General features: G+C 70.7%; 20 protein-coding genes. 7 read left to right on the top strand and 13 right to left on the bottom strand.

What is annotated here, in order from left to right:
* Nucleotides 1-165: 165 nt before the first annotated feature.
* The 6 genes from AR539_RS04825 to AR539_RS04800 form a co-directional block, all read right to left on the bottom strand.
* Nucleotides 166-1,323 (bottom strand): cysteine desulfurase family protein, encoded by a 1,158-nt coding sequence (locus AR539_RS04825; RefSeq protein WP_066433027.1) that lies wholly within the window; start codon nt 1,321-1,323, stop codon nt 166-168.
* The gene (gene nadC / locus AR539_RS04820; protein WP_066433021.1) at nt 1,320-2,255 is read right to left on the bottom strand and encodes a carboxylating nicotinate-nucleotide diphosphorylase; all 936 of its coding nucleotides are present in this window, start codon (nt 2,253-2,255) and stop codon (nt 1,320-1,322) included. The genes AR539_RS04825 and nadC overlap by 4 nt, the downstream gene beginning before the upstream one ends.
* Complete coding sequence (gene nadB / locus AR539_RS04815; protein ID WP_082699187.1) at nt 2,252-3,994, bottom strand: L-aspartate oxidase; 1,743 nt, start codon at nt 3,992-3,994, stop codon at nt 2,252-2,254. Before nadB ends, nadC begins: the two co-directional genes overlap by 4 nt.
* A complete protein-coding gene (gene nadA, locus AR539_RS04810; protein ID WP_066433020.1) occupies nt 3,991-5,289 on the bottom strand; it encodes a quinolinate synthase NadA in 1,299 nt (432 codons plus the stop codon). Before nadA ends, nadB begins: the two co-directional genes overlap by 4 nt.
* On the bottom strand, nt 5,286-5,996 hold the full coding sequence (locus AR539_RS04805) for an NUDIX hydrolase (RefSeq protein ID WP_066433019.1): 711 nt from the start codon (nt 5,994-5,996) through the stop codon (nt 5,286-5,288). The genes nadA and AR539_RS04805 overlap by 4 nt, the downstream gene beginning before the upstream one ends.
* A gap of 110 nt (nt 5,997-6,106) precedes the next feature.
* Complete coding sequence (locus AR539_RS04800; protein ID WP_066433018.1) at nt 6,107-6,577, bottom strand: Lrp/AsnC family transcriptional regulator; 471 nt, start codon at nt 6,575-6,577, stop codon at nt 6,107-6,109.
* A gap of 175 nt (nt 6,578-6,752) precedes the next feature.
* Here AR539_RS04800 and AR539_RS04795 point away from each other — a divergent pair, with 175 nt between their 5' ends.
* The 5 genes from AR539_RS04795 to AR539_RS04775 all read left to right on the top strand — a co-directional run bounded on the left by AR539_RS04795 (nt 6,753) and on the right by AR539_RS04775 (nt 11,608).
* A complete protein-coding gene (locus AR539_RS04795; protein ID WP_066433016.1) occupies nt 6,753-8,138 on the top strand; it encodes an amino acid permease in 1,386 nt (461 codons plus the stop codon).
* 209 nt (nt 8,139-8,347) lie between these two features.
* Entirely contained in the window at nt 8,348-9,400 is a 1,053-nt protein-coding gene (locus AR539_RS04790) for a thiamine pyrophosphate-dependent enzyme (RefSeq protein WP_066433013.1), read from the top strand.
* The gene (locus AR539_RS04785; protein WP_066433011.1) at nt 9,393-10,454 is read left to right on the top strand and encodes an alpha-ketoacid dehydrogenase subunit beta; all 1,062 of its coding nucleotides are present in this window, start codon (nt 9,393-9,395) and stop codon (nt 10,452-10,454) included. Before AR539_RS04790 ends, AR539_RS04785 begins: the two co-directional genes overlap by 8 nt.
* On the top strand, nt 10,447-10,776 hold the full coding sequence (locus tag AR539_RS04780; protein WP_066433009.1) for a biotin/lipoyl-containing protein: 330 nt from the start codon (nt 10,447-10,449) through the stop codon (nt 10,774-10,776). The genes AR539_RS04785 and AR539_RS04780 overlap by 8 nt, the downstream gene beginning before the upstream one ends.
* 4 nt (nt 10,777-10,780) lie before the next feature.
* The gene (locus tag AR539_RS04775; RefSeq protein WP_066433007.1) at nt 10,781-11,608 is read left to right on the top strand and encodes an alpha/beta fold hydrolase; all 828 of its coding nucleotides are present in this window, start codon (nt 10,781-10,783) and stop codon (nt 11,606-11,608) included.
* Nucleotides 11,609-11,701: 93 nt separating this feature from the next.
* On the opposite strand, the gene AR539_RS04770 is transcribed toward AR539_RS04775, so the two are convergent.
* Entirely contained in the window at nt 11,702-13,036 is a 1,335-nt protein-coding gene (locus AR539_RS04770) for an MFS transporter (RefSeq protein WP_066433005.1), read from the bottom strand.
* 339 nt (nt 13,037-13,375) lie between these two features.
* On the opposite strand from AR539_RS04770, the gene AR539_RS04765 reads away from it, so the two are divergent.
* Complete coding sequence (locus AR539_RS04765; RefSeq protein WP_066433004.1) at nt 13,376-14,092, top strand: IclR family transcriptional regulator; 717 nt, start codon at nt 13,376-13,378, stop codon at nt 14,090-14,092.
* A gap of 13 nt (nt 14,093-14,105) precedes the next feature.
* Here the strand turns inward: AR539_RS04765 and AR539_RS04760 are convergent, their stop codons facing one another.
* The 6 genes from AR539_RS04760 to AR539_RS04735 all read right to left on the bottom strand — a co-directional run bounded on the left by AR539_RS04760 (nt 14,106) and on the right by AR539_RS04735 (nt 21,765).
* Nucleotides 14,106-15,500, bottom strand: coding sequence for an MFS transporter (locus AR539_RS04760; protein ID WP_066433003.1), 1,395 nt, complete (start codon nt 15,498-15,500; stop codon nt 14,106-14,108).
* A gap of 124 nt (nt 15,501-15,624) precedes the next feature.
* Nucleotides 15,625-18,657, bottom strand: a complete 3,033-nt coding sequence (locus AR539_RS04755) for an AAA family ATPase (protein WP_066433002.1) — start codon at nt 18,655-18,657, stop codon at nt 15,625-15,627.
* Nucleotides 18,654-19,832: an exonuclease SbcCD subunit D gene (locus AR539_RS04750; protein ID WP_066433001.1), complete on the bottom strand. Its 1,179-nt coding sequence runs from the start codon at nt 19,830-19,832 to the stop codon at nt 18,654-18,656. The genes AR539_RS04755 and AR539_RS04750 overlap by 4 nt, the downstream gene beginning before the upstream one ends.
* A 113-nt stretch (nt 19,833-19,945) precedes the next feature.
* Nucleotides 19,946-20,947 carry an MIP/aquaporin family protein gene (locus AR539_RS04745; protein ID WP_066432998.1) on the bottom strand — a complete coding sequence of 334 codons (1,002 nt, stop codon included), beginning with the start codon at nt 20,945-20,947 and terminating at the stop codon, nt 19,946-19,948.
* 72 nt (nt 20,948-21,019) lie between these two features.
* Nucleotides 21,020-21,412, bottom strand: a complete 393-nt coding sequence (locus tag AR539_RS04740) for a DUF202 domain-containing protein (RefSeq protein ID WP_066432996.1) — start codon at nt 21,410-21,412, stop codon at nt 21,020-21,022.
* Nucleotides 21,409-21,765 carry a YidH family protein gene (locus AR539_RS04735; RefSeq protein WP_066432995.1) on the bottom strand — a complete coding sequence of 119 codons (357 nt, stop codon included), beginning with the start codon at nt 21,763-21,765 and terminating at the stop codon, nt 21,409-21,411. Before AR539_RS04735 ends, AR539_RS04740 begins: the two co-directional genes overlap by 4 nt.
* A gap of 71 nt (nt 21,766-21,836) precedes the next feature.
* Between AR539_RS04735 and AR539_RS04730 the strand changes: the two genes are divergently transcribed.
* Nucleotides 21,837-22,943 carry an ADP-ribosylglycohydrolase family protein gene (locus tag AR539_RS04730; protein ID WP_066432994.1) on the top strand — a complete coding sequence of 369 codons (1,107 nt, stop codon included), beginning with the start codon at nt 21,837-21,839 and terminating at the stop codon, nt 22,941-22,943.
* Nucleotides 22,944-22,961: the final 18 nt, after the last annotated feature.

Below are 22,961 nucleotides of genomic sequence, written 5' to 3'. Positions count from 1 at the left end.
CGCCCAAAGGAACCGTCTACATCGGCCTCAACGGCCCGGGCAAGCAACCGTCCACGAAGTCCTGAGACATGAAATGTCCACGATCAGGTGAGACATGAAGTGTCAACGATCAGGTGAGACATCACAGCACTTGGGAACAGGGTTAAGTGATGGCGCATCCCGGGGTCAGGAGGCGCCGAGGGCCTGGACGCTTCCGACGGCGGTGCGGACCGCGGCTGCCGCCTCCTGCAGCTCGGCGGCGGTGATGGTCGAGTCGAAGCTGAAGCGGACTGCGGTCTGCGCGACGTCGGCACTGATGCCCAGGGCGAGCAGCACCGGGGACGGCTCATCCGACCCTGCGGCGCAGGCCGACCCGCTGGAACAGATGACGCCGAGGCGTTCGAGTTCCAGCAGGACGGATTCGCCGCTGGTCCCCGGGAAGCAGAACGAGGCGATGGAGGGCAGCCGGTCCCGCGGGTCCCCGGTGAGCACCGCCCCGGGAACCCCCGCCAGGACCTCGCGGATGAACGCATCCCGCAGCCCGGCGACGTCCGCCGCCCTGTCCCGCTGCGAGGACTGCGCAAGCGTCAGCGCCGTCGCGAGGGCCACGGCACCGGCCACGTTCCCGGTTCCCGACCTGCGCCCGCGCTCCTGCCCGCCGCCGTGGAGCAGGGGTTCCAGCGGCGTCCGGCTCCGCACGTACAGGGCCCCGCAGCCTTTCGGCGCACCGAGCTTGTGGCCGGAGATGCTCAGGGCGTCCACGCCCAGCGCTGCTGTGTCCAGCGGCAGCCAGCCGGCGGCCTGGACAGCGTCGGTGTGGAAGGGGATGCCCTGGGCGCGGGCCAGTGCCGCCAGCCGGGCCACCGTCTGCACCGTGCCCACCTCGTTGTTGGCGTACATGATGCTGACCAGGGCGGTCTCCGGCCGGAGCACCGCGGCGAGGGCTTCCCCGGTGACGCGGCCGCAGGAATCGACCGGCACGACGTCGACGGCGAAGCCGTGCATCCGCTCCAGGTACCGGGCTGATTCCTCCACGGCCGGATGTTCGACGGCGCTGATCACCACCCGGTTCAGCCGCGGGTCCCCGGCCTGCCGGGCCAGGGCGATGCCCTTGACGGCCAGGTTGTCCGCCTCGGTACCCCCGGAGGTGAAGACCACCTCCGCCGGGCGGCAGCCCAGCGCCGTGGCGGTGGCGGCCCGTGCCGCGGCGAGCGCCCGGGCGGCGGAGTCCCCGAGCGAATGGTGGCTTGCGGGGTTGCCGAAGTCCCCGCTGAGGTACGGCCACATGGCCTCGAGGACCTCCCTGCGGACCGGGGTGGTGGCCGCGGCGTCGAGGAAGATCATGGCCCGGGCCGTCCGGCGTCGAAGTCAAGCTCCAGGTCGAGCCCCAGGTCCAGGGCGGCGACGCTGTGGGTGAGCCCGCCGATCGAGATGACGTCCACGCCGGTCGCGGCGATGCCCGCCACGGTGGCCAGGTTCACGTTGCCGCTGGCCTCCACCCTGGCCCGGCCGCCGACCAGCGCCACACCGGCGGCCAGGTCCGCCAGGGTGAAGTTGTCCAGCATGATGGCGTCCACTCCGGCGGCCAGGACCGGGCCGATCTGGTCCATGCTATCCACCTCCACTTCGAAGTGCGTGGTGTGCCCCAGCCGCTCTTTTGCCGCCCGCAGCACCGCGGTGAGTTTCGACGGGTCTCCCCCGGTCAGCACGGCCAGGTGGTTGTCCTTGGCCAGCACGGCGTCGGACAAGCCGAAGCGGTGGTTTGCCCCGCCGCCGCAGCGGACGGCGTACCGCTCAAGCACCCGCAGCCCCGGGGTGGTCTTCCGGGTGTCGGTAATGCGCGCCCCCGTGCCGTCCACCAGGGCGACGAATTCCGCGGTCTTGGTGGCGATGGCACTCATCCGCTGGACCAGGTTCAGGGCCACGCGTTCAGCCAGCAGCACGGCCCGGGCATTGCCGGTTACCCGGGCCAGGACGGTCCCGGCATCGAACGCGGCGCCGTCCGCCACGAGGAGTTCGACGGCGGCATCCGGGTCCGTGAGCTTCATCGCGGCCGCGAACACCCCGCCGCCGCTGAACACGCCGGGAACGCGGGCGGCGAGGACCGCCGTCGCGCGGGCGTCGGCCGGAATGAGGACCTGCGAGGTGATGTCCCCGGACGGGGCGTCCTCCAGCAGGGCCGCGCGCAGCACGGCGTCCACGGCGGCCGGGGGCAGGGTGCCTTCGAGGTCCGTTCCCGGACGGACGCTGGGGCGGGCTGCGGCAGGTGCTGTCATGACGGAATCCTCTGTTTGGGGCGGGATGCGGCGGGGTGCCGGTGGCTGTGCGCACCGGCCGGCGGGGTGGGGCGGGCCGGGGCTGCGGGCATAGCGGGCACTGCTGGGACACCTGCGGTGGAAACGGCCGCGTCGGCCCGGTAGTGGGCGCCCACGGAACCGGGCCGCCGCCGCGCCGCGGCCACCAGCAGCTGCGCGGCGAGGAGCAGGTTCCGGTCCTCGTGCTCCCCCGTGACCGCTGCGTCGCTCACGCTGCCGGGGCGGACGGCGGCGGCCCAGGCCGCAAGCTGAGTGGCCGCAGCATCGAGTTCAGCCTCCGTACGCAGCACCCCGGCGGCGCGAGTCATCAACCGTCGAAGAGCATCGCGGCTGAACGGGACGCCACGGTGCCCTGCCCCGGCGGCGGGCAGCCGGTCCCTGGCCCCGGCGTCCGGGGCTACGGGCCAGTGGTCCGCGCCGGCCCCGCCGAGGAATGCCTCCACGGCCCGGCGGCCGAAGACCAGGCCCTCGAGGAGTGAGTTGCTGGCGAGCCGGTTGGCGCCCTGCGCACCCGTGCACGCCACCTCGCCGGCGGCGTACAGCCCCGGCACGGAGGTGCGCCCCCACAGGTCGGTGGACACCCCGCCCATCCAGTAGTGCGCCGCCGGGGACACCGGCAGCATCTCAGTGGTCCAGTCGTAGCCGGCTGCGCGGGTGGCCGCGCTGATGGTGGGGAACCGCCGGGCCAGGAACCCTTGACCGCGGGCGGCCTCGATCCCCCGGGCGTCCAGGAACACCGGGCTGTCCGCCGGCGCGCCCGTCGCGGCGAGGTGCAGGGCGATGCTCCGGGAGACGACGTCGCGCGGGGCCAGCTCGGCATCCGGGTGGTAGTCCGGCATAAAACGGCAGCCGGCGGCGTCGCGCAGGACGGCGCCTTCCCCGCGGACTGCCTCGGAAATGAGCAGCGCCGGCGGCCCGCCGGGGGTCTCCGCCGCGGCCAGGGTGGTGGGGTGGAACTGGAAGAACTCCAGGTCCCGGACGGCCGCGCCGGCGCGCCAGGCCAGAGCCAGCCCGTCGGCCGTGGCGACGGCGGGATTGCTGGTGCGGGCGAACAGCCGGCCCGCACCGCCGGTGGCCAGGAGCACCGCGTCGGCGTCCAGGCGCCGCGGCTGCCCGCTGGCCAGGTACGCGACGCCCGTCACCCGGGCCGCGTCCGCCGTCGGGCCGTCGCCGGAACCGCCGGTGAGCAGTTCCGTGACGAAGGCCCCCGTCTCCACCCGCAGCCGGCCTTCCACCGTCCGCTGCAGGACGGCGGCCACGAGCGCGCGGGTGATGCAGGCGCCGGTTGCGTCCCCGCCGGCGTGCAGGATGCGCGCCGCGGAATGCGCCGCTTCGAGGCCCAGCGCCGGGCCGCCGCCGGAACCGGCGTCGAAGGCCACCCCGAACCGCTGCAGGCCCGCAATGTCGCGGACCGCTTCGGTGCACAGCACCCGCACGGCGTCGGGATCGTTAAGCCCGGCACCGGCGGCGAGGGTGTCAGCGATGTGGGCGGCCACGGAATCGCCCGCCGCGGCCTCCCCCGGCGCCAGCACCGCGGAGACCCCGCCCTGGGCGTAAAAGGTGTTGCTCTGCTCGAGGGTCCCCTTCGTCAGGAGCACCACCTCGGGCGCCGGCAGGCTGCCGCCGGAGGCGTCGGAGGCCAGCAGGGCCGCGTAGAGTCCCGCGATCCCGCTGCCCACCACCACCAGGCGCCTGGTCATGGCCGCGCCGCCAGCATCCGTTCGAGGGCCACCTTCGCCGGGCCGGCGACGTCGTCCGCCACCGTGATGCGGTTGACCACCTCGCCCCGGACCAGGGCCTCCAGGACCCAGGCGAGGTAGCCGGGGTGGATGCGGTACATGGTGGAGCACGGGCAGATCACCGGGTCGAGGCAGAAAATCGTGTGCTGCGGATACTCCGCGGCGAGGCGGTTGACCATGTTGATCTCGGTGCCGACCGCAAACGTGGAGGGTTCCGTGGCGGCCGCGATGGCCTTCTTGATGAAGTCCGTGGAGCCGGCCGAGTCGGCGGCGTCCACCACCTCCATGGGGCATTCGGGGTGCACAATCACCTGCACGCCGGGGAACTCGGCGCGGGCCTTCTCGATCTGGCCGACGTTGAAGCGCTTGTGGACCGAGCAGAAACCGTGCCACAGGATGACGCGGGAATCGATGAGGGTCTGTTCGGCGTTGCCGCCGAGGTCCTTGCGCGGGTTCCACAGGGGCATCTGCTCCAGCGGCACGCCCATCGCCTTGGCGGTGTTGCGGCCCAGGTGCTGGTCCGGGAAGAACAGCACGCGCTGGCCCCGCTCGAACGCCCACTCCAGCACGGTCGAGGCGTTGGACGAGGTGCAGACGATGCCGCCGTTTTCGCCGCAGAAGCCCTTGAGCGCAGCGGAGGAGTTCATGTAGGTGACCGGGATGACCGGAACCCGGCCATCGGCGTCGGGCTCCGTGCCGAACAGCTCGCCGAGCTGCTCCCAGCACTCGGTCACCGAGTCGATGTCCGCCATGTCCGCCATGGAGCAGCCGGCGGCGAGGTTGGGCAGGATCACGGCCTGGTCCGGCCGGGACAGGATGTCCGCGGTTTCGGCCATAAAGTGCACGCCGCAGAAGATGATGGCTTCGGCGTCGGGGCGGGTCAGCGCGGCATTGGCCAGCTGGAAGGAGTCCCCCACGAAGTCGGCGTACTGGATGACCTCGTCGCGCTGGTAGAAGTGGCCCAGGACGACGGCGCGGTCCCCCAGCGTTGCCTTGGCCGCCCGGATCCGGGCGTCGAGTTCGGCGTCGCTGGCGCGCTTGTATTCCTCCGGGAGCTGGCCCTGCCGCGGGGTGGACGCCGGGGCGACGTCGGCCGCGGAGGCGCCGGGGCCGTAGGCGGGCTTGCCGGCGAGGGCCTCGGCCAGGTCGTAGTCCCAGGGCCCGCGGGCGAGCGCCGGGCTGCAGGTGGACGCGGCGGCGCTGCCGGCGGCCTGTTCGCGCGTAATCAGCTGGATGGCCGTGTTGACGCTGCTCATGGTGTGCTCCTGTTGTCTGGGTCAAGGCCTGGGCGGCCGGTGAAGCGGTAAAGGCGGGGCGGACGGTGTTTGCCGCCCTGGAGGTACTGGTCGGTTTCTTCGATCTCCGGCGTGGCTTTGACCTGCCGGCGGAAATTGGCCGGGTCAAGTTCGCGGTCCAGGACGGCCTCATAGACCTCCCGGACCTGGGCCAGCGTGAAGTATTCGCCCAGCAGGTGGTAGGCGATGGAGCCGTATGCCATCTTGTTGCGCAGGCGCCAGAGCGCGTAGTCGATGATCGCGTTGTGGTCGAAGGCCAGCTCCCCCAGCCGGTCGGCGCGGAACCACTTGACGTTTTCGGATTCGTCCGCGAGCGCCGCCTCGGTGGGCTGCACCAGCGCCCAGTAGACAATCGAGACAACGCGCTGGGTGGGTGAGCGGTGCAGCCCGCCGAACGCGTAGAGCTGCTCGAGGTAGCTGGGCGCCAGGCCGGTGGTCTCCCGCAGGTTCCGCGAGGCGGCGTCCTGCAGGGACTCCGAGTGGGTCAGCGGGCCGCCGGGCAGTGCCCAGAGCCCCTTGAACGGTTCGCGGATCCGGCGCACCAGCGGGATCCAGAGGGTGGGGCGTCCGGAACGCTCACTGGGGCGGAGCACGAAGATCACCGTTGAGATCGCCAACGACGGCGGTGCGAGCTGGCGCTCGGAGACGTTGGCTCCTGTTGTGTACACGGTGGGTCACCCCGCCTTCTGAGGCCCCGGAGCGACTGCCGGTTCAGTTATAGTCAAATTGACTAGAACTAATTCTACGACTTTGCTCCCCGGGCACAAAATGTTTCAGCTCACAGCTCGGCGGCGGCTTCCAGCAGGGGCAGGGTGCGGCCTTGGAAGTGGGTGTTGAGGACAATCACGGACGACGAGCGGAGGACCGTCCGGGTGGCGATCATGGCATCGAGCACACGTTGCAGGTCCGGGTTGGAACGGGCCGCGATGCGGGCCATGAGGTCCGAACTGCCGGAGACGGTGTGGATCTCAATCAGTTCGGGTATCGCCGCGAGGGCCTCGACCACGGCGTCATGCCCCAGGTCCTGGTTGATGGTGAGGGAACAGAAGGCCACCACGGGAAAACCGAAGTGGGCAGGGTCCGGCTGCGGCACCCAGGACCCGATCACGCCGCTGTCCTGCATGCGGTCCAGCCGCGACTGCACGGTGGCGCGGGCCACCTTGAGGACGCGGGAGGCCTCCAGCACCGAGGACCGGGGGAAATCCGTGAAGAATCGGACAATCTTCGCATCCAGAGCATCAACATCCATCAAACATTCCTTCAACAGTGGCTTCTGGGGGCAGATCGCCCTGGCGACCCGTACCTGGGCTTACAAACTGTCACCATGCTCTCACGGCCTCCTGCTGGGAGACCCCGCCCGGTGGCGGTAAATTCAATAGGTCCCATAAGGACCCAGACACCCCTCCACAAGAAGGTTCGCCAGCATGACAATGAAGTCCACCGCGGAGCGCCCCGGCCCGAAACTGGGCCACAGCATGAAGCCGCGCCAGCTGACCATGATGGGATTGGGCAGCGCGATCGGCGCCGGCCTGTTCCTGGGCTCGGGGGCCGGGGTCCAGGCCGCCGGTCCCGCCGTCCTGGTCTCCTACCTGGTCGCGGGCACCCTGATCATCATCGTGATGTGGGCCCTGGGCGAGATGGCGGCCGCCAACCCCAACAGCGGCGCGTTCTCCGTCTACGCCGCAAAGGCCATGGGCAGGACCGCGGGGGCCACCGTGGGCTGGCTCTGGTGGCTCCAGCTGGTGGTGGTCATCGCCGCCGAGGCCCTCGGCGCCGCCGCCCTCCTCTACACGGTGTGGCCCGTCATCCCGGTCTGGGCACTGTCCCTGATTTTCATGGCCGTCTTTACGGCGATCAACCTCGCCGGTGTCAAGAACTTCGGCGAGTTCGAATTCTGGTTCGCCATCCTCAAGGTGGCGGCGATCCTGGTGTTCCTGGGTATCGGCACGGCACTGCTGCTGGGCTGGCTGCCTGACGTCGAGTCCCCCGGCCTCAGCAACTTAACCGCCGACTTCGCCCCGGCGGGTCTGGGCGGCATCGCCACCGCGCTCTTCGTGGTGATCTTCGCTTTCGGCGGCACCGAAATTGTCAGCGTGGCCGCGGCCGAAACCGAAAACCCGCAGCGCAGCGTGGGCCACGCGATCCGCACCGTCGTCTGGCGGATCCTGGTGTTCTACATCGGCTCGGTCTTTGTGATCGCCGCCGTCCTGCCCTACACCTCCGAGTCCCTCGCCTCCCCCTTCGCCGGCGTGCTGGATGTCGCGGGGATCCCCGGCGCCGGCGCCGCCATCACGCTGGTGGCCGTCGTCGCGCTCCTTTCGGCACTGAACGCGAACCTTTACGGCGCATCCCGGATGGTGTTCTCCCTCTCCGAACGCGGCGAGGCCCCCGGCTTCCTGGCCAAAATCAACAAGTCAAGGGTGCCGGTGATCGCCGTCGGCGTCTCCGTGGCCTTCGGGTTCCTGGCCGCAGTCCTGGAGCTGCTGTTCCCGGAGCAGATCCTGCCGGCCCTGTTCCAGCTGGTGGGCTCCACCTGCCTCCTGGTCTGGGGTTCGGCCCTGGTGTCCCAGCTGATCCTCCGCCGCCGCGCGGACCGTGCGGGCACCGAGCTCCCCCTGCGGATGAAGGGATTCCCGGGACTGACCATCTTCGGGCTGGTCCTCCTGGGCCTGATCTTCGCCGTCGGGTTCAGCAGCCCCGACAGCAGCAAACAGCTCTTCAGCACCATGGCCCTGGTGGCCGGCATCGCCGCTGCCTGCTGGATCGGTGCGCGGGTGACCCGCAAGCGCACGGCCACCCCGGCCAAGTAACCCGTCAAAAGCACGCGGCAGGGGCCGTTCCGGACATCCGGGACGGCCCCTGCCGCGTGCCCGGCACAACCGGCAGCCTGCGTTCATATGTCCACCTTGATGTACAACTTGCCAGGCGTCCGGCTGCTATTGCCCGCGCACTTGTGCAGTCTGGTCAGCGATCCGCGGGCTGATTGCCCGCCGATGTCCCTGTGACTAGGGTCACAGCCATGGATACACTTCCCGCGGCGTCCGGCGAAGCCGCCGAACCGTTGACCCCTGCCCAGCTCCGCGAGCTCTATTCGCTGATGGTGGCGGTCCGCCACCTCGACACCTCGGCCATCGCCTGGCAGCGCCAGGGCATCATTCCCGGCTATGCCCCCGAGCTCGGCCAGGAGGCGGCGCAGGTGGGCAGCGGCTACGCCGTCGACACCACCCGGGACTTCGTTTTTCCGACCTACCGGGAGATGGGCGTCGCCCGCACCATGGGCGTGGACATGGTGGCCTACATGTCCACCCACAAGGCCACCTGGCACGGCGGCCTCTACGACCCCCTGGAGTCCCGGCTCGCCCCGATCCAGGCCGTGGTGGCCGGCTCCGTGCTCCACGCGGTCGGCTGGGCCCACGGCCAGACCCTCTCCGCGGCCGCCGGCACAACCGCCCCGCCCGGTGTTGCGCTGACGTACTTCGGCGACGGCGCATCCTCCCAGGGCGATGTCCACGAGGCCCTGAACTTTGCCGCCGTCCTGAAGGCCCCCGTGGTGTTCTTTGTGCAGAACAACGGCTGGGCCATCTCGGTCCCCACCGAGCGCCAGGTGGCCGGCGGCTCCGTCGCCGCCCGCGCCGCCGGCTACGGCGTGCCGGCGCTGCAGATCGACGGCGATGACGTCGTCGCCGTCGTCGAGGCCACCCGCCGCGCCTTCGCGCACGCCCGGGCAGGGAACGGCCCCGTGCTGATCGAGGCCATGACGTACCGCCGCGGCCCGCACTCGACCTCCGACGACCCCGGGCGCTACCGGTCCCTCGACGAGGAGCGCGACGCCGCCGGCGCGGACCCGCTGGAGCGCTTCCGGCAGCGGCTTCTCGCCGACGGGATCGCCGACGACGCCTTCTTCGCCGAGGCCCTCGCCGCGGCGAAGGCCGAAGAGGAGCAGATCCGTGCGGGCATCCAGGCCCTGGGCCCGCGCCCGGGCACCGAAATGTTCGACCTGGTGTTCCAGGAAACCACCCCTGCCCTGCAGGCCCAGGCCGCCAACTGGCGTGAGGAGTCCGAACATGTCTAACTCGACCCTTGAAGGCGGCGCGGCTGCAAGCACGAGCGCAGCCACCCCCGCCTCCACCACCGTGATGTCCATGCAGCAGGCCCTCAACCGGGCGCTCGACGAGGTGCTCGCCGAGAACCCCAGGACCCTGATCTTCGGCGAGGACTGCGGACGGCTCGGCGGCGTCTTCCGCATCACCGACGGCCTCCAGGCCAAGCACGGGGCCCAGCGTGTCTTCGACACGCCGCTGGCGGAGTCCGGAATCCTGGGCATGTCCGTGGGCCTGGCGATGGCCGGATTCCATCCCATCCCCGAGGTCCAGTTCGACGGCTTCGCCTACCCGGCCGTCAACCAGATCGTCTGCCAGATGGCCCGGATGAACTACCGCAGCCGGGGCACCATGCCGATGCCCATCACCCTGCGCGTTCCCAGCTTCGGCGGCATCCGCGCCCCCGAACACCACGGCGAAAGCCTCGAGGCCCTCTTCGCGCACGTGCCCGGGCTCAAAGTGGTCTCGCCGTCGAACCCGCACGAGGCCTACCACCTGCTCAAGTACGCCGCCACGCGGCCGGACCCGGTGATCTTCATGGAACCGAAGTCCCGATACTGGCAAAAGGACGACGTCGACCTCGCGCACTGCGATGCGAACGACGACGGCGCCTCCCCCACCGGGGCGAAGGTTCAGCGCGAGGGCCGGCACCTCACCCTGGTCGCCTGGGGCGCCATGGTGGCCCGGTGCCTCCAGGTGGCCGGTCTCGCGGCCGAGGACGGAATCGACATCGAGGTCCTGGACCTGCGCTGGCTCAAGCCGATCGACGCCGAAGCCCTGGCCGCCTCCGTGCGCAAGACGCGCCGCGCCGTCGTCGTCCACGAGGCACCGCTGACCTCAGGGCTGGGCGCCGAGGTGGCCCAGCTGATCACGCAGTCCTGCTTCGACACGCTCAAGGCCCCGGTGGAGCGGGTGACCGGATTCGACGTCCCCTACCCGTCAGGCGACCTCGAGGACGAATACATCCCGAACATTGACCGGATCCTCTTCGGCATCCAGCGAGTATTGGAGTACAAACGTGGCTGAAATTTCCTTTCCCCTCCCCGACCTCGGCGAAGGCCTGATCGAGGCCACCGTGCTGGAATGGCTTGTGGCCCCGGGCGACCAGGTGGAGCGGAACCAGCCTCTGGTGGAGGTGGAAACCACCAAATCCGCGGTTGAATTGCCCAGCCCGCAGGCAGGTAAGGTGGTGCGTATCCACGGCGGGCCCGGTGACAAGATCAACGTCGGCGAGCCCCTGATTGTGCTTGAGGTGCCGGACAACACCGCCGGCATCGTGGGCACGGTCCCGAAGGAAGAGGCACCGAAGCGCCGGGTCCGCCTGAGCGCCGTACTTGATGAGGACTGACACCATGAGCGGCAGACACACCGGCCAACCGCATACGCACACCGTCGAGGGCACCGATCCGCAGCTGTACGTCGGCGTGCATGAGCCGGAGTCCGACTCCGGGCTGCGCCCGGTGCTGCTCCTGCACGGCTTCTCCTCCTCCGCGAAGCTCAACTGGGAGGACACCGGCTGGATCACCGCCCTCCTGGAGGCCGGCCGCCGTGTCATCACGGTGGACCTGCCCGGCCACGGGCGCAGCGGCGCCCCGGAGGACATGGATTCCTACTCCCCCAGCAGGATCCGCGCGGATTTGCTCCAGATCGCGTTCGACGCCGGCGTTCGCCCGCTGCGCGACGGCGACCCTTCCAGCGGGCTGGACCTGATTGGCTACTCGCTGGGTTCGCGGCTCGCCTGGGAGTTCGGCGCCACCCAGCATGAGCTGGTGCACCGGATGGTGCTGGGCGGGCCCAACGTGGCCGACCCGCTGGCCGACTTCGATCTTGTGGCCGCCCAGCGCTACCTGGCCGACGGCACCCCGATCACGGATGCGTCCACCGCCGGGCTGCTGAAGCTGGCCCAGATGCTGCCCAGCAACAACATCTTCTCGCTGCTCTCCCTCGTGGAGGCCATTAAAGGCGAGCCGTTCGATCCGGCCGAGGCCGTGCCGCACATGCCGATGCTCCTGGTGGCCGGCGAAAAGGACGAGCGGGCCGCTTCCATGCCGGACCTTGCCGCACTGGGCGCGAAGTCCGGGGCGATGGTGGAACAGCTGGTCCTGCCGGGCCGGAACCACACCAACGCCATCACCAGCCGGGCCTTCAAGCAGGGGGCCATCAGCTTCCTGGGCGTCTGAGCCCCATCCCGGAAAACCCGTTAACGACAGAAGGGCACGGACCACACGGTCCGTGCCCTTCTGTTTTATTGGCGCTTGGCCGCTACAGCAGGCCTAGTGGTGGGTGCTGACGCCGAGCGGACGGCCCCTGGTTTCCCCGGCCAGCAGGACGCCGGCGGCGGAGATGACGCAGAGGATCATGATGTAGATGCCGATGGAACCGGTCCAGCCGGTGCCCTGCAGCAGTGCCTCGGCGATGGTGGCCGCGAACGCTCCGCCAAGGATGGCGCCGAAGGCGTAGCCGATCGAAATGCCCGAGTAGCGCACCTTCGCCGGGAACATCTCGGCGTACATGGCGGACATCGGGCCGTAGGACAGGCCCAGGCCGATGGTCAGGACGAACAGGGCGACGCCGTAGAGCACGATGTTCTTGGTGTCGATGAGGGCGAACATCGGGATCATCCAGGCGAAGACGATGCCGTAGCCGAGCAGGAACGTCTTGACGCGGCCGATCTTGTCCGACAGCCACCCGCCGACCAGCGTGAAGATCAGCCAGCCGAAGGACGCCAGCGTGGTGGCCAGCAGGATCTGCGGGGTGGGCATCTTCAGGGACTTGGTGGCGTAGGAGATGAAGAAGGCGATCAGGAGGTAGCCGGCAGCGTTGTTGCCGATGAAGATCATCGTCGAGTAGAGGACGGCCTTCTTGTGCTTGCGGATGAGCTCGCCGAGCGGGGCCTTGCTTTCTTCCTTGCGGGCGGCCATCTCCTTGAAGACGGGGCTCTCGGCGACGGCGCGGCGGATCAGGTAGCCCACCACGATCAGCACGATGGACAGCAGGAACGGAACCCGCCAGCCCCAGGATGCGAAGTCTTCCTTGGACATGCTGGAGTTCAGGAAGAACAGCAGGCCGGTGGCGAGGATCATGCCGACCGGAACACCGATCTGCGGGTAGGCGCCGAAAAGGCCGCGCTTGCTCTTGGGGGCGTGCTCGACAGCCATGAGGGCTGCGCCGCCCCATTCACCGCCGGCGGAGAAGCCCTGGATGATGCGGAGCAGGATGAGCAGGACCGGAGCCCAGAAGCCGATCTGGGCGTAGGTCGGCAGCATGCCGATCAGCGCCGTGGCGGCACCCATCATGATGAGGGTGAAGACCAGCATGGCCTTGCGGCCGAGGCGGTCACCCAGGTGGCCGGCGACGATGGCGCCGAGCGGGCGGAACAGGAAGCTGATGCCAATGAGGGCGAAGGAGAGGATCTGTGCCAGGCCCGGGTTGGAGGCGTTCAGCGGCGCCAGGAAGAGCGGGGACAGCAGCGTTGCCGTCAGCTGGGCGAAGATGAAGAAGTCGTACCACTCGATGGTGGTGCCGACCAGCGTGCCGGCGAGGACCTTACGTTCCTCATGCTTGCTGCTCGGGCCCGCCTCGGAATCGACACTTGAAGTTGCGGTCATTGAAACTCCGTTGCTGGGGGCAGGAATTCTGCCCGGATTGGGTACGGGGGAATAACTGAGTGCCTCTGGATTTGCTGATCGAATGCATTTACTGATCGAACGGTCAGTTAGTATTCAGAATCATACTATGAAACATGTGATTAGGCACACATCATTGGGAACTTTTCCGTAACGCTGTCCGTATGCTGCGGCAGCGGGCGGAAACCGGACGTCCCTGTGCTCGGATTCTATAATCGAACCTGCGGTTCCCATATGGAACGCCGCGCCGTACTCCGGGCCGTGCGCGGAGGCGCCACAGCGGGACCCGGATCCGCCCCCGGGCACCTTTAGGATGGAGCCATGACCCCCACCGCCGGCAGCGCCCAGGCCTCCCCGTCCCAGACGTTGTCACGCGGCATCCGTGCCCTCGAAATCCTGGCCGAGGCGCAGCATCCGCTGACCATTGCCGAGCTGGCCGACGCCATGGGGGTGCACCGCTCGGTGGCGTACCGCATCCTCCGCACCCTGGAAGACCACTCGCTGCTGGTGCGCGACGACGGCGGCCGGGTCCAGCCCGGGCCGGGCCTGGCCGTCCTGGCCCGCGGTGTGTCAAGGAATCTGCAGACTGCCGCCCTCCCTGAACTCACCCAGCTGGCCAACACCCTGATGATGAGCGCCTTTATCGCCGTCTGGGACCACGCTGAATGCGTCACCCTGGTGACCGTGGATCCGCGGCACACCGGGGCCACGGTGGTCCAGCATCCCGGCTCCCGGCACCCGATCAGCGCCGGCGCACCGGGGATCGCGATCCAGTCGGCTTTGTCCGCGGAGGAATGGACGGCCGCTGCGCCCGGCATCCCCTACCGGGCCGAGGCCGCCGAGGCCCGCCGCCGGGGATATGCGGCCAGCCACGACGAGGTCATCTCCGGTGTCTCCTCGGTGGCGGTCCCCGTCCGGGTTCCGGGCGGACGGCCGGCGGCACTCGCCGTCGTCTACATCCGCGCTGCCCAGGATCCGGCAGAGGTGGCCGCGGCACTCACCGCGGCCGCCGGACGCATCGAGAGCCAGCTGGGCTGACGCGAAGCCGCGGCTAGGCGGCCGCCGCCGTCTTCTTCCGCCGCCGGAGTACGACGGCGGCCGCCGCACCGAGCAGGAACAGCGCCGCCGCGGCACAGACCGGAACGAGGAACGCCGCGGAGTAGCCGTGGTTCTGCGCCAGCTGCCCGGCAATGGTGGAACCGGTCGCGGTGCCCGCAACGATGCCGCTGGCCAGGGCCGTCATGACCGTGCCGAGTTTCCCCGCCGGCGCCACCAGGCCGCCGATCGCGAAGACCGTGACCATCAATGGGCCCACCGGGAGTCCCAGGACCAGGAGCACCAGGATCATGGGCAGCGCCGTCGAGGGCAGCAACAGCAGCAGCGCCAGGGCCGCCATCAGCCCCGCGCACGCCAGCCAGCGCGCGTTCACCGAGAACCGCTGGGGCCAGTACGCCACCGACAGGGCCGCCGCGGCTGAGCTCAGTCCCATCACCGCGTAGAGCAGGCCGGCCAGTTCGGAGGTGGCGAAGGTTGCGGAGAAGGAACTCAGCGCGGTCTGGGTGGCGCCGAAGAACGTGCCCATGCAGACCATGGCCAGCACCGGCAGCCCGACGGCGGCAGCGGCGCCGGCACGCTGACCGGCGGACAGGGACGCGCGGTGCTGTTTCTTCTGCGCCGCGGCGGACGCCGTGGGGGCCAGGGTCCGGCCCACGGCGTGATGCGTGGCATGCACCGCGAACGCCGGGACAAGGGTGATGGTCAGCGCGGCGGCCAGGGCGAGCGGCAGCCACGGGGCGATCAGGCTGGCAAGGATTCCCACGAGCGCCGGGCCCAGGACGAAAGTCAGTTCGTCAGCAGTGCTTTCGTAGGATAGTGCCGTGTCCAGGTCGCCGGGGTTGGTGTTCCGCCGGCCGCGTGAGGTCAGCGCCATCCAGCGGACCCGGGCCAGGGAACCCACCTGCGGGCAGCTGGCACCGGCCACGAAGGCCGCTGCCAGGACGGGCGCTGCGCCGGCCAGGCCGTCTCCGCCGGGGATCAGGTAGGCGGCCAGGATCAGCGCAAGGACGGCGGCGGTGTTGAAAACGGCGGCGAACAGGAGCACCGGGCGCTGGCCCAGCCGGTCTGCCAGCGCCCCGAAAACGGGGGCGCCGAGGGCTGAGCCGATGCCCACAGCTCCCGCCACTGTGCCGCCCACCGCGTACGATCCTGTGACGGCGGTGGCGAGGGTGAGCGCCCCGACCGTGAGCATGGCGAGCGGGAGGCGGGCGAAGAGCCCGATCGGGATAAAGCTTTTGCCGGCGAGCATCGGCAGCCGGGAGAAGCGCCCGCCGGCGTACGGCGCGGGCGGTGCTGCCTCGGCCTGCTGCGTGGGAGAGGGGCCGGCAGCGGTCTCGGGGGAAAGCGGCGCGGGGGTGCCGGCCTGCTGGGACGACGATGTGAGAGTCATGGTTTCCGGGTTCGTTCAAGGTGCGCATCGTCCCTCCTCCCGATGCGCGCGACCCGGTAACGCTCCCATTATAGCTGCACCTCACAGCTGAACCCGGGCCTGGCCCGGCGGTCCCGGGTGCGGCTCAGGCCATGGCGTCGTCGGAGATGTGCAGGGTGGAGCCGTTGCGTCCCTTGAGCACCTGGAGCTGGGTGCTGATGCGCTGTTTCATCTCTCCCACATGGCTCACCAGGCCCACCACCCGGCCGCCGTCGCGGAGCCCTTCGAGGGCGTCCATGACCTGTTCGAGGGCCTGCTCGTCAAGGCTGCCGAAGCCCTCGTCCACGAACAGTGTTTCGATGTCCACTCCCCCGGATTCCTGCTGCACCACGTCCGCCAGACCGAGCGCGAGCGCCAGCGACGCCATAAAGGACTCGCCGCCGGACAGCGTCGCGGTGTCGCGCCGCTGGCCTGTCCACTGGTCCACTACTTCCAGGCCCAGGCCGGATTTGGCCCCGCGTGCGGCTTTGGCGTCCGAGTGCTGCAGGGTGTACCTGCCGTCGCTCATGCCGACGAGCCGTTCCGAGGCGGCCACGGCCACCTGCTCGAGCCGTGCGGCGAGGACATAGCTGTTCAGGCTCATGCGGTAGTTGTTGTCCCCCGCTCCCCGCGCCGCGTCGGCGACGGCGGCCAGCAGCTGGGCCCGTTCGCGCGGCTCCCGGCCGTCCGCCGCGAGCCGGGCGTAGCCGGCGGCTATTCTGTCCAGGGTCCGCGCCGACTGTTCCGCCAGGCCGGCGGCCAGGGCGGCCGCGCGGGCCGAGCGTTCCGCTTCGTCCGCGTCAGCGCGGAGGTGTTCAACCAGCTCCTCGCTGAGGGGTCCGTCGCTCTCCAGCTCGCGGGCAGCCTGGACCAGCTCGTCACTGGCGAAGAGCTCACCGATCCGGGCCTCCTCGTCCTGGGCGGCGCGGATGGCGTTTTCCAGGGCTGCGGAGTCCGCGGCGGAAAGCAGGACCGCGCGGGCGGCATCGCCGGAGGCGAAGCCGGTGCCTGGAAGGGCCAGCTCCAGCTGCCGGCGGGCTTCCGTGGAGCGGTCCGCGGCCTGTTTCAGCCGGGTCCGCGCCGCGTCGGCGCGTTCCAGCACGGCGGCGGTGCCGGCCAGCGCGCTGATGCGGCCGGCCAGGACGGGGTGGCCCGCCCGGAGCGTGCTCAAAGCCTGGTCGAGGGCCTCGGCCTGGCCGGAGACTTCCGCGAGGGAGGCCTCGGCCTGGGCGATGCTTGCCGCGGTGTCCGTCTGTTCCCGCTCGAGCCCGGCAATTTGCTCGTCCAGTGCAGTGTGCCGTGCCCGGTTCGCGGCGAGGTCCGCCGCTGCGCGCTGTGCCTCGGCGGCGCGTTCAGCCGCTACGGCGGCTTCCCCGGCCGCAACCTCGGGTGCGGTGTCTCCGCCCTGGGCCGCCAGGACGGCGACCTCCTGCTGGGCGTCGGAGAGTTCGCGTTCACGTGCCGCGAGCGCGGTCTCCGCCTCCTCGCAAGCGTGTTGCGCGGCCTGCTCGGCCTCGGCCACAGTCAGCGCGGACGCTGCGGCCGTGGCCGGGACGGGGTGCTCGGAGCTGCCGCAGACCGGGCACGGCTCTCCGGCCTGCAGCTGAGACGCAAGTTCGGCGGCGGCGTTGGCCAGCCGTTCCTCCCGGAGGTCAAGCCAGCGCTGACGCCGGTCCTGGTAGTTCTGCCGGGCGCTGCCATGGCCTTCCGCGACTGCCGCGCACGCCTCCCCGGCTGCGGCGTAGCGCCGGACCAGGACCAGGAGCTCCTCCGCAGCAGCGGCCTCCTTGGTCCGCAGCTGCAGCTCGGCGGCGAGTTCCTCGAGGGGCCGCAGCCCCGCGAGGAGCGCCGCCGATTCGTTGCGCAGGGTGAGCAGGGCGGCTGCCCGGGCCGTCTGCCCCTCTTCAAGCCTGGCCAGGTCGTGGCTCAGCCGGGAGCTGCGGTCCCGCAGTCCGGCGAGCCGGGTTTCGTCGGGCAGCCGCTCCTCGAGCACGGCGCGGAGCGAGCGCAGCCGCTCCAGCGCGGACCGCAGGGCGGCGCCGTCGGGTTCCGCCGGCAACGCGGCGAGTTCGGGGTCGGTGAGGGCCGCGGTGCGCACGTCTTCGGCGGCGGCGGCCATGGCCGCCGAGGCGGCCTCCTCCGCCGCGGCGGCGCTGTCCACGGCCTGCAGCTGGCCGCCGAGGACCTCGGCCTTGCGGTGCAGGTCCAGCTGGCTGTTCTTCGCGGCGATGGCGGGGGCCGCGGCCTCTGCCTCGACGCGCCGGCGCTCGGCAGCGGCAAGCCGAACCTGGCGGGCCGCCCGCGCCGTCGCGGCGTCCCGGGCGGAGACGCGACTGAGGCGCACCTCCTCGGCGTCGAGCGCAGCTGCACGCCGCTGCTCCCCGGCCGCGGCGGCACTGACCTGCAGCCAGGCGAGGTACTGATCCGGCGCGGCCCGGTCCGGGGCGTCGGCGGTGTCGAGTTCCAGTGCGGCCGTTTCGGCTTCCGCCTGCGCGAACAGGAGCTCCAGCTGGCCGTTGAGGCTGGCCACTTCCGCGCGGGCGGCCTGCGCCTTCCGGGCGAGCTCCTGTTCCACGGCCTCGAACCGCTGGGTGCCGAAGAGGCTCTGCAGCAGGTCGAGGCGGTCACTGGCCTTGGACCGCAGGAACGCCGCGAACTCTCCCTGTGGCAGCATGACAACCCGGGTGAACTGCTCCCGGTTCATGCCGAGGACGTCGGCGATCTCGGCGCCGGCTTCGTCGTTGCGTCCGGATTTTTCGATCCATTCGCCGCCGACCCGTTCGCGCAGTACGGTGTTGGCCTGCTGGACGGTGTAGCCGTTCTTGCCCCGGGCGCTGGGTTTGTTCCACGCGGGCGAACGGGACACCTCGAAGTGGCGCCCGCGGGCGGAGAACTCACACGTGACCCGGGGCTCGGCGGCGGCGTCGGCGTGGTCGCTGCGCAGGCGCTTGCCGTCCTGCCGGGCTCCGGGCACCGAACCGTAGAGCGCGAAGCAGATGGCATCCAGCACGCTGGTCTTGCCGGCGCCGGTGGGGCCGTTCAGCAGAAACAGCCCGTGGCCGCTGAGGCGGTCAAAGTCGACGTGTTCGGTGGCGGCGAAGGGACCGAAGGCGGAGATTTCGAGGCGGTGGATCCTCACAGGGACAGTCCTTCCAGGCGCACGGCTTCCAGGGCTTCGGCCAGTACGGCCGCCTCGGCGTCGTCGGCGGCCCGGCCGCGGACGTGTTCCAGGAAGCCGCAGCAAATGGAGAGGTCGTCCGTGGCCTCGGCGAGCCTGCTGCTGTAGCTGGTGGTTGCGGCGGCGCCCGCCCCTTCCGGGTCAAAGCCCAGCACCAGGGTGTCGGGGAACCGGGCGCGCAGCTTCTCCATGGCCTGGGCCGGCCGCTGCGCGTCGGTCAGGGTGATCTGGCAGTAGGCGGTCTCCGCCCAGGCAAGATCCCCGGCGGAGAGCAGCTGGTCGAGCTTGCCGCGCAGCACCGCCAGGGTCCGGGGCGCTTCCCACAGCACTTCCCGGACGCCCGCGAGGCCGTCCTTGCCGATGTCCAGGAGCCAGCTGCCCTTTTTGTGCTGGGCTTCGGAGAACGAGTACGCGAGCGGCGAACCAGAATAACGGACGGCGGGAGAGAGCTCCTGCCGTCCGTGCAGGTGGCCCAGAGCCGTGTAGGTAAAGCCATCGAACAGATCCAGGGGAACGGCTCCTACGCCGCCGATGCTGAGGTCCCGTTCGCTGTCCGAGCTGATCCCGCCGCTGGCGAACGTGTGCGCCAGAACCACTGAGTGGACGGTCCGGGCCGCGGAGCGGTCCGCCAGGTCCGTCCGGATGCGGTCGGTGGCCGCCCGGGTGACCTCGAAATGGCTGGCGGTTCCAGCACCGAGCTGACCGGCCACGAGCCGCGGTTCCAGCCAGGGGATGCCATAAATGGCCAGCACGGCTCCGGCGTCGGGGTCGGCCGGATCGAGGGGCAACAGCACCGGCTGGTCCAGCTCGGCAAGCCGGGTGCGCAGGTGCACGCCGCCGCGTTCGAGCAAACGCGAGGCGAACCCCAGCCGGATAGCGGAATCGTGGTTGCCGCTGGTCAGCACTACGCGCGCACCCGCCCCGGTCAGTCCCACCAGGGCATCGTCCAGCAGCCGGACCACGTCCACCCCGGGCAGGGCGCGGTCGTAGACGTCGCCGGCGATGAGGACGACGTCGACCGACTCCTCCCGCACGAAGGAAACGAGCTGGTCGATGAAGGCGCGCTGGGCGTCGAGCATGCCGACGCCGTGGAACGACCGGCCCAAATGCCAGTCCGAGGTGTGCAATAACCGCATGTTCCTACGGTATCGGCTGCCACCGACAGGATTGCGCCACCGCTCCGGAGCTGGAGCCCAGAGCTGGCCCGGAGCCGGCCCGGAGCCGTTGCCGGTCCCCCGGCGGCCGCGGATCAGGCGTTCGGCCCGCCCGGCGCGCCGCTGTCTCCCCGGTTGCTGCGCTCTCCGTCGAAGAACGCACGCGCTTCGTCGCTGCCGGCAGCTGCCGTCCGGGACTCCGCCGGCTGCGTCCGGGGCGTGGCAGCATCTGCCGCCCCAGTGCCGTCCAAGTCAGTGCCGTCCGCATCATCGCCACCGGGCGCGCCGTCCGCCCGGTCCGCAGCGGCAGGCATGGGCCGGGTGCCCTGCGCGAAGCCGCGGCAGACCAGTCCGGCGAGGGCGGCGCCCACCAGCGGGGCAACCCAGAAGAGCCACAGCTGGCCGAGGACGTCCGGGCTGCTGAACAGCGCCGACGCCGTGGCGCGTGCGGGATTGAAAGGCGTGTTGCCGGCCGCCTGGCCGAACTGCAGGAGCACCGCCATTGTCAGCCCGACGGCGAACGGGGCCGACAGCCGGGACGGGTTGCGGGCCGCGGTAGCGCCCAGGAAGACGGCCACCAGCAGCGCGGTCCCAAGCACCTCAATGAGCAGGACGCCGGCCAGCGGAACCTGGATGACGGAGTTCTCCCCGAAACCGGCCGCCACCGTGTCGAAGGCGGTCCGGGTGTCGGCAATGTTGGGGACAGTGCGCAGGATGCCGAAGAGCACCACGGCGGCGGCCAGGGCACCCGCCAGCTGCGCTCCTGCGTACGCCGCCGCGTCGGCGAAGCGGATCCGGCCCGCAATCGCGTTTCCGGCCGTCACCGCGGGATTGAAGTGGCCGCCGGAAACGTAGCCGAACGCCAGCATGGCCGCCGCGACCGCCAGCCCCGCGGCCAGGGAAGCGGAGAGCGGGTTGGACTGCGGAATGGTGAACAGCGGGACGCCCAAGCCGGCCACCACCACGAAGAACGTCCCCAGGGCCTCGGCGGACAACCTGAGCAGCAGTCCGGGCCGCGGCGAGCCGTCCGGGGCGGCGGCCGGCCGGATGGAAGGTTCGGGGGCGGCCGGTTCAGGAGCGGGCGCGGGCGTGGTCATGTGCGGGATTTCCTTCGTTTGGGGTCAGCGTGCAGTCTGTCAGCGGATGCTGGACGTTGGCTGGACACCGGCTCACGGGCCCAGCGCCACGGCGGCGACGGAGCTGAGCCCCAGCACCACCACCCCGGCGGCGGACCAGCGCATCAGGGAGGAAGGGGGCGCATAGGAAGAGTGCCTGAGCTGCCGGACCCGGACCGCGACGCAAAGGCACAGCACCACGGTGGCTACCGTGGCCGCCAGTGCGCAGACGCCCAGGAAGTCCGGGGTCGCGGCGCCGGCCCAGCCGCGGGCCGCCGGCCCTGCTTCCGGCCCGGTCTTCGGCACAGCACTGCCCTGCGACGCCGCCACCGCCCAGCTGCGCCAGATCAGCAGGTCCGCTGCGAAAAGGGCCAGCAGCGTCCGGCCCCACGACAGCGAGGTCCGCTCCGGCTGCAGCCCCGGATCCCGCGCTGCCGGGGCGCTCACCGCGCGGCCAGGAGCAGGACGGCGAGGATAAAGGCCGCCGCGGCCACCCCGATAGTCATCACCAGCATCACACCGGAGAACGGCAATTCACGGTTCTGGCGCATGGCCTCTTCCATCTGCCCCCACCGACGGTAGGCCAGCACGGCCAGGAGGGCGCCGATGACTGCCAGCGCCACGCACATCGCGATGCGCAACGGTGCCGGGGCGATCTCGGGGAAAAGCTGGTCGATGGCCAGCGCCCCGACTATCAGCGCCAGGGACGTCCGGATCCACGCCAGGAAGGTCGTTTCGTTGGCGAGCGAGAACCGGTAGTCGGGGGTGGATCCGGTCTTCCGCCATGCTGGTTCGCGCATTGGTCGCCTGCTGTCCGGGTGTTGCCGTATGGCACCCGCGCCGCCATGCGGGCGGGGTAAAATTCTAAGTCATGAGCAACGAGCCCGCCACTGTCCCTGCGCTGCCTTCGACCCCGTCGCACGGGTCCCGGATCCACGGGTGCCTGCTGGGCGGCGCCCTCGGGGACACGCTGGGGTCCGCCGCCGAAAACGGCGATGCGTCCGACGGCGGCAGCCACTTTTCCGACACCACGCAGCTCACGCTCTACACCGTGGACGGGCTGCTCGAGACCCTGGAGTGGGCCAACGACGGCGTGGCCGCGGACACCACTGCGTGCCTGTGGCTGGCCTACCTGCGCTGGCTCGCCACCCAGGGGGTTCCGGTTCCAGACGCGGCGCCGTTCCAGCCGCCGCGCTGGATCGATTCCCATGACGTCCTGCGGCACCGCCGCGCCCCGGAGAGTGCCTGCCTCACTGGCCTGGCCACCGGGGAGATGGGGACGTTCTACCGGCCTGTGAACCCCGAGGCTAAGGGTTCCGGTGCCGTGATGCGGTCCGCCCCCTTCGGTCTGATCCCCTACATCGCCGCCGACGCCGTCTACAAGCTCAGCGCCGATGCCGCGTCACTGACGCACGGGCATCCCGCGGGCCGGCAGAGCGCGGGCGCGTTCAGCCTCGTCATCCATGCCCTCGCCGCCGGACACAGCCTGCGAGAAGCCGCTGAGTTTGCCGCCCGCCAGCTGGCCGGGGCCGCTGTGGAGGGCGCCGCAGTGGAGGGCGCCGGGCCGGACGGTGCCCGGCTGCGCCAGGACGAGGTCGTGGATCCCGATCTCACCGCCCGGCTGGACGCTGCCCTCCGGCTCGGCGCCGCCGGCGAGACTCCCGGCGCCCGCGACCTGGCCAGCGAACTCGGCGAAGGCCACGCGGCCGAGGAGGCACTCGCCGTCGCGCTGTTTGCGGTGCTCTCCACGGCACCGGAGCAGTCACCTCCCGGCACCCCGGAAGCGCACTTCCGCGCGGCCATCGCCGTCGCCGTGGGCCACGGCGGGGACCGCGGCCCGGCCGCGTCGATGGCGGGCAACATCCTTGGCGCCTTCTACGGCGAGGACTGCCTGCCGGCGGAATGGCTGGCAGCGCTGGAAGCCCCGGAGCTCGTCCGCGGCATGGCCTCCCGGCTGGCCGCGGTCACCGGCTCCTGAACACCCGATCCTGAATTG

This window comes from Arthrobacter sp. EPSL27 (genome assembly GCF_001512305.1).
In the GTDB taxonomy this organism is placed as follows: domain Bacteria; phylum Actinomycetota; class Actinomycetes; order Actinomycetales; family Micrococcaceae; genus Arthrobacter.
The sequence above is the reverse complement of the archived record's forward strand: the minus strand, read 5'-3'. Positions and strand labels throughout refer to the sequence as shown.

Coding starts and splice junctions, on each gene's coding strand:
- AR539_RS04765 (WP_066433004.1), top strand. CDS start 13,376: ATGACCCCCACCGCCGGCAGCGCCCAGGCCTCCCCGTCCCAGACGTTG.
- AR539_RS04825 (WP_066433027.1), bottom strand. CDS start 1,323: ATGATCTTCCTCGACGCCGCGGCCACCACCCCGGTCCGCAGGGAGGTC.
- nadB (WP_082699187.1), bottom strand. CDS start 3,994: ATGACCAGGCGCCTGGTGGTGGTGGGCAGCGGGATCGCGGGACTCTAC.
- nadC (WP_066433021.1), bottom strand. CDS start 2,255: ATGACAGCACCTGCCGCAGCCCGCCCCAGCGTCCGTCCGGGAACGGAC.
- AR539_RS04800 (WP_066433018.1), bottom strand. CDS start 6,577: ATGGATGTTGATGCTCTGGATGCGAAGATTGTCCGATTCTTCACGGAT.
- AR539_RS04790 (WP_066433013.1), top strand. CDS start 8,348: ATGGATACACTTCCCGCGGCGTCCGGCGAAGCCGCCGAACCGTTGACC.
- AR539_RS04730 (WP_066432994.1), top strand. CDS start 21,837: ATGAGCAACGAGCCCGCCACTGTCCCTGCGCTGCCTTCGACCCCGTCG.
- AR539_RS04750 (WP_066433001.1), bottom strand. CDS start 19,832: ATGCGGTTATTGCACACCTCGGACTGGCATTTGGGCCGGTCGTTCCAC.
- AR539_RS04735 (WP_066432995.1), bottom strand. CDS start 21,765: ATGCGCGAACCAGCATGGCGGAAGACCGGATCCACCCCCGACTACCGG.
- nadA (WP_066433020.1), bottom strand. CDS start 5,289: ATGAGCAGCGTCAACACGGCCATCCAGCTGATTACGCGCGAACAGGCC.
- AR539_RS04785 (WP_066433011.1), top strand. CDS start 9,393: ATGTCTAACTCGACCCTTGAAGGCGGCGCGGCTGCAAGCACGAGCGCA.
- AR539_RS04760 (WP_066433003.1), bottom strand. CDS start 15,500: ATGACTCTCACATCGTCGTCCCAGCAGGCCGGCACCCCCGCGCCGCTT.
- AR539_RS04775 (WP_066433007.1), top strand. CDS start 10,781: ATGAGCGGCAGACACACCGGCCAACCGCATACGCACACCGTCGAGGGC.
- AR539_RS04770 (WP_066433005.1), bottom strand. CDS start 13,036: ATGACCGCAACTTCAAGTGTCGATTCCGAGGCGGGCCCGAGCAGCAAG.
- AR539_RS04745 (WP_066432998.1), bottom strand. CDS start 20,947: ATGACCACGCCCGCGCCCGCTCCTGAACCGGCCGCCCCCGAACCTTCC.
- AR539_RS04795 (WP_066433016.1), top strand. CDS start 6,753: ATGACAATGAAGTCCACCGCGGAGCGCCCCGGCCCGAAACTGGGCCAC.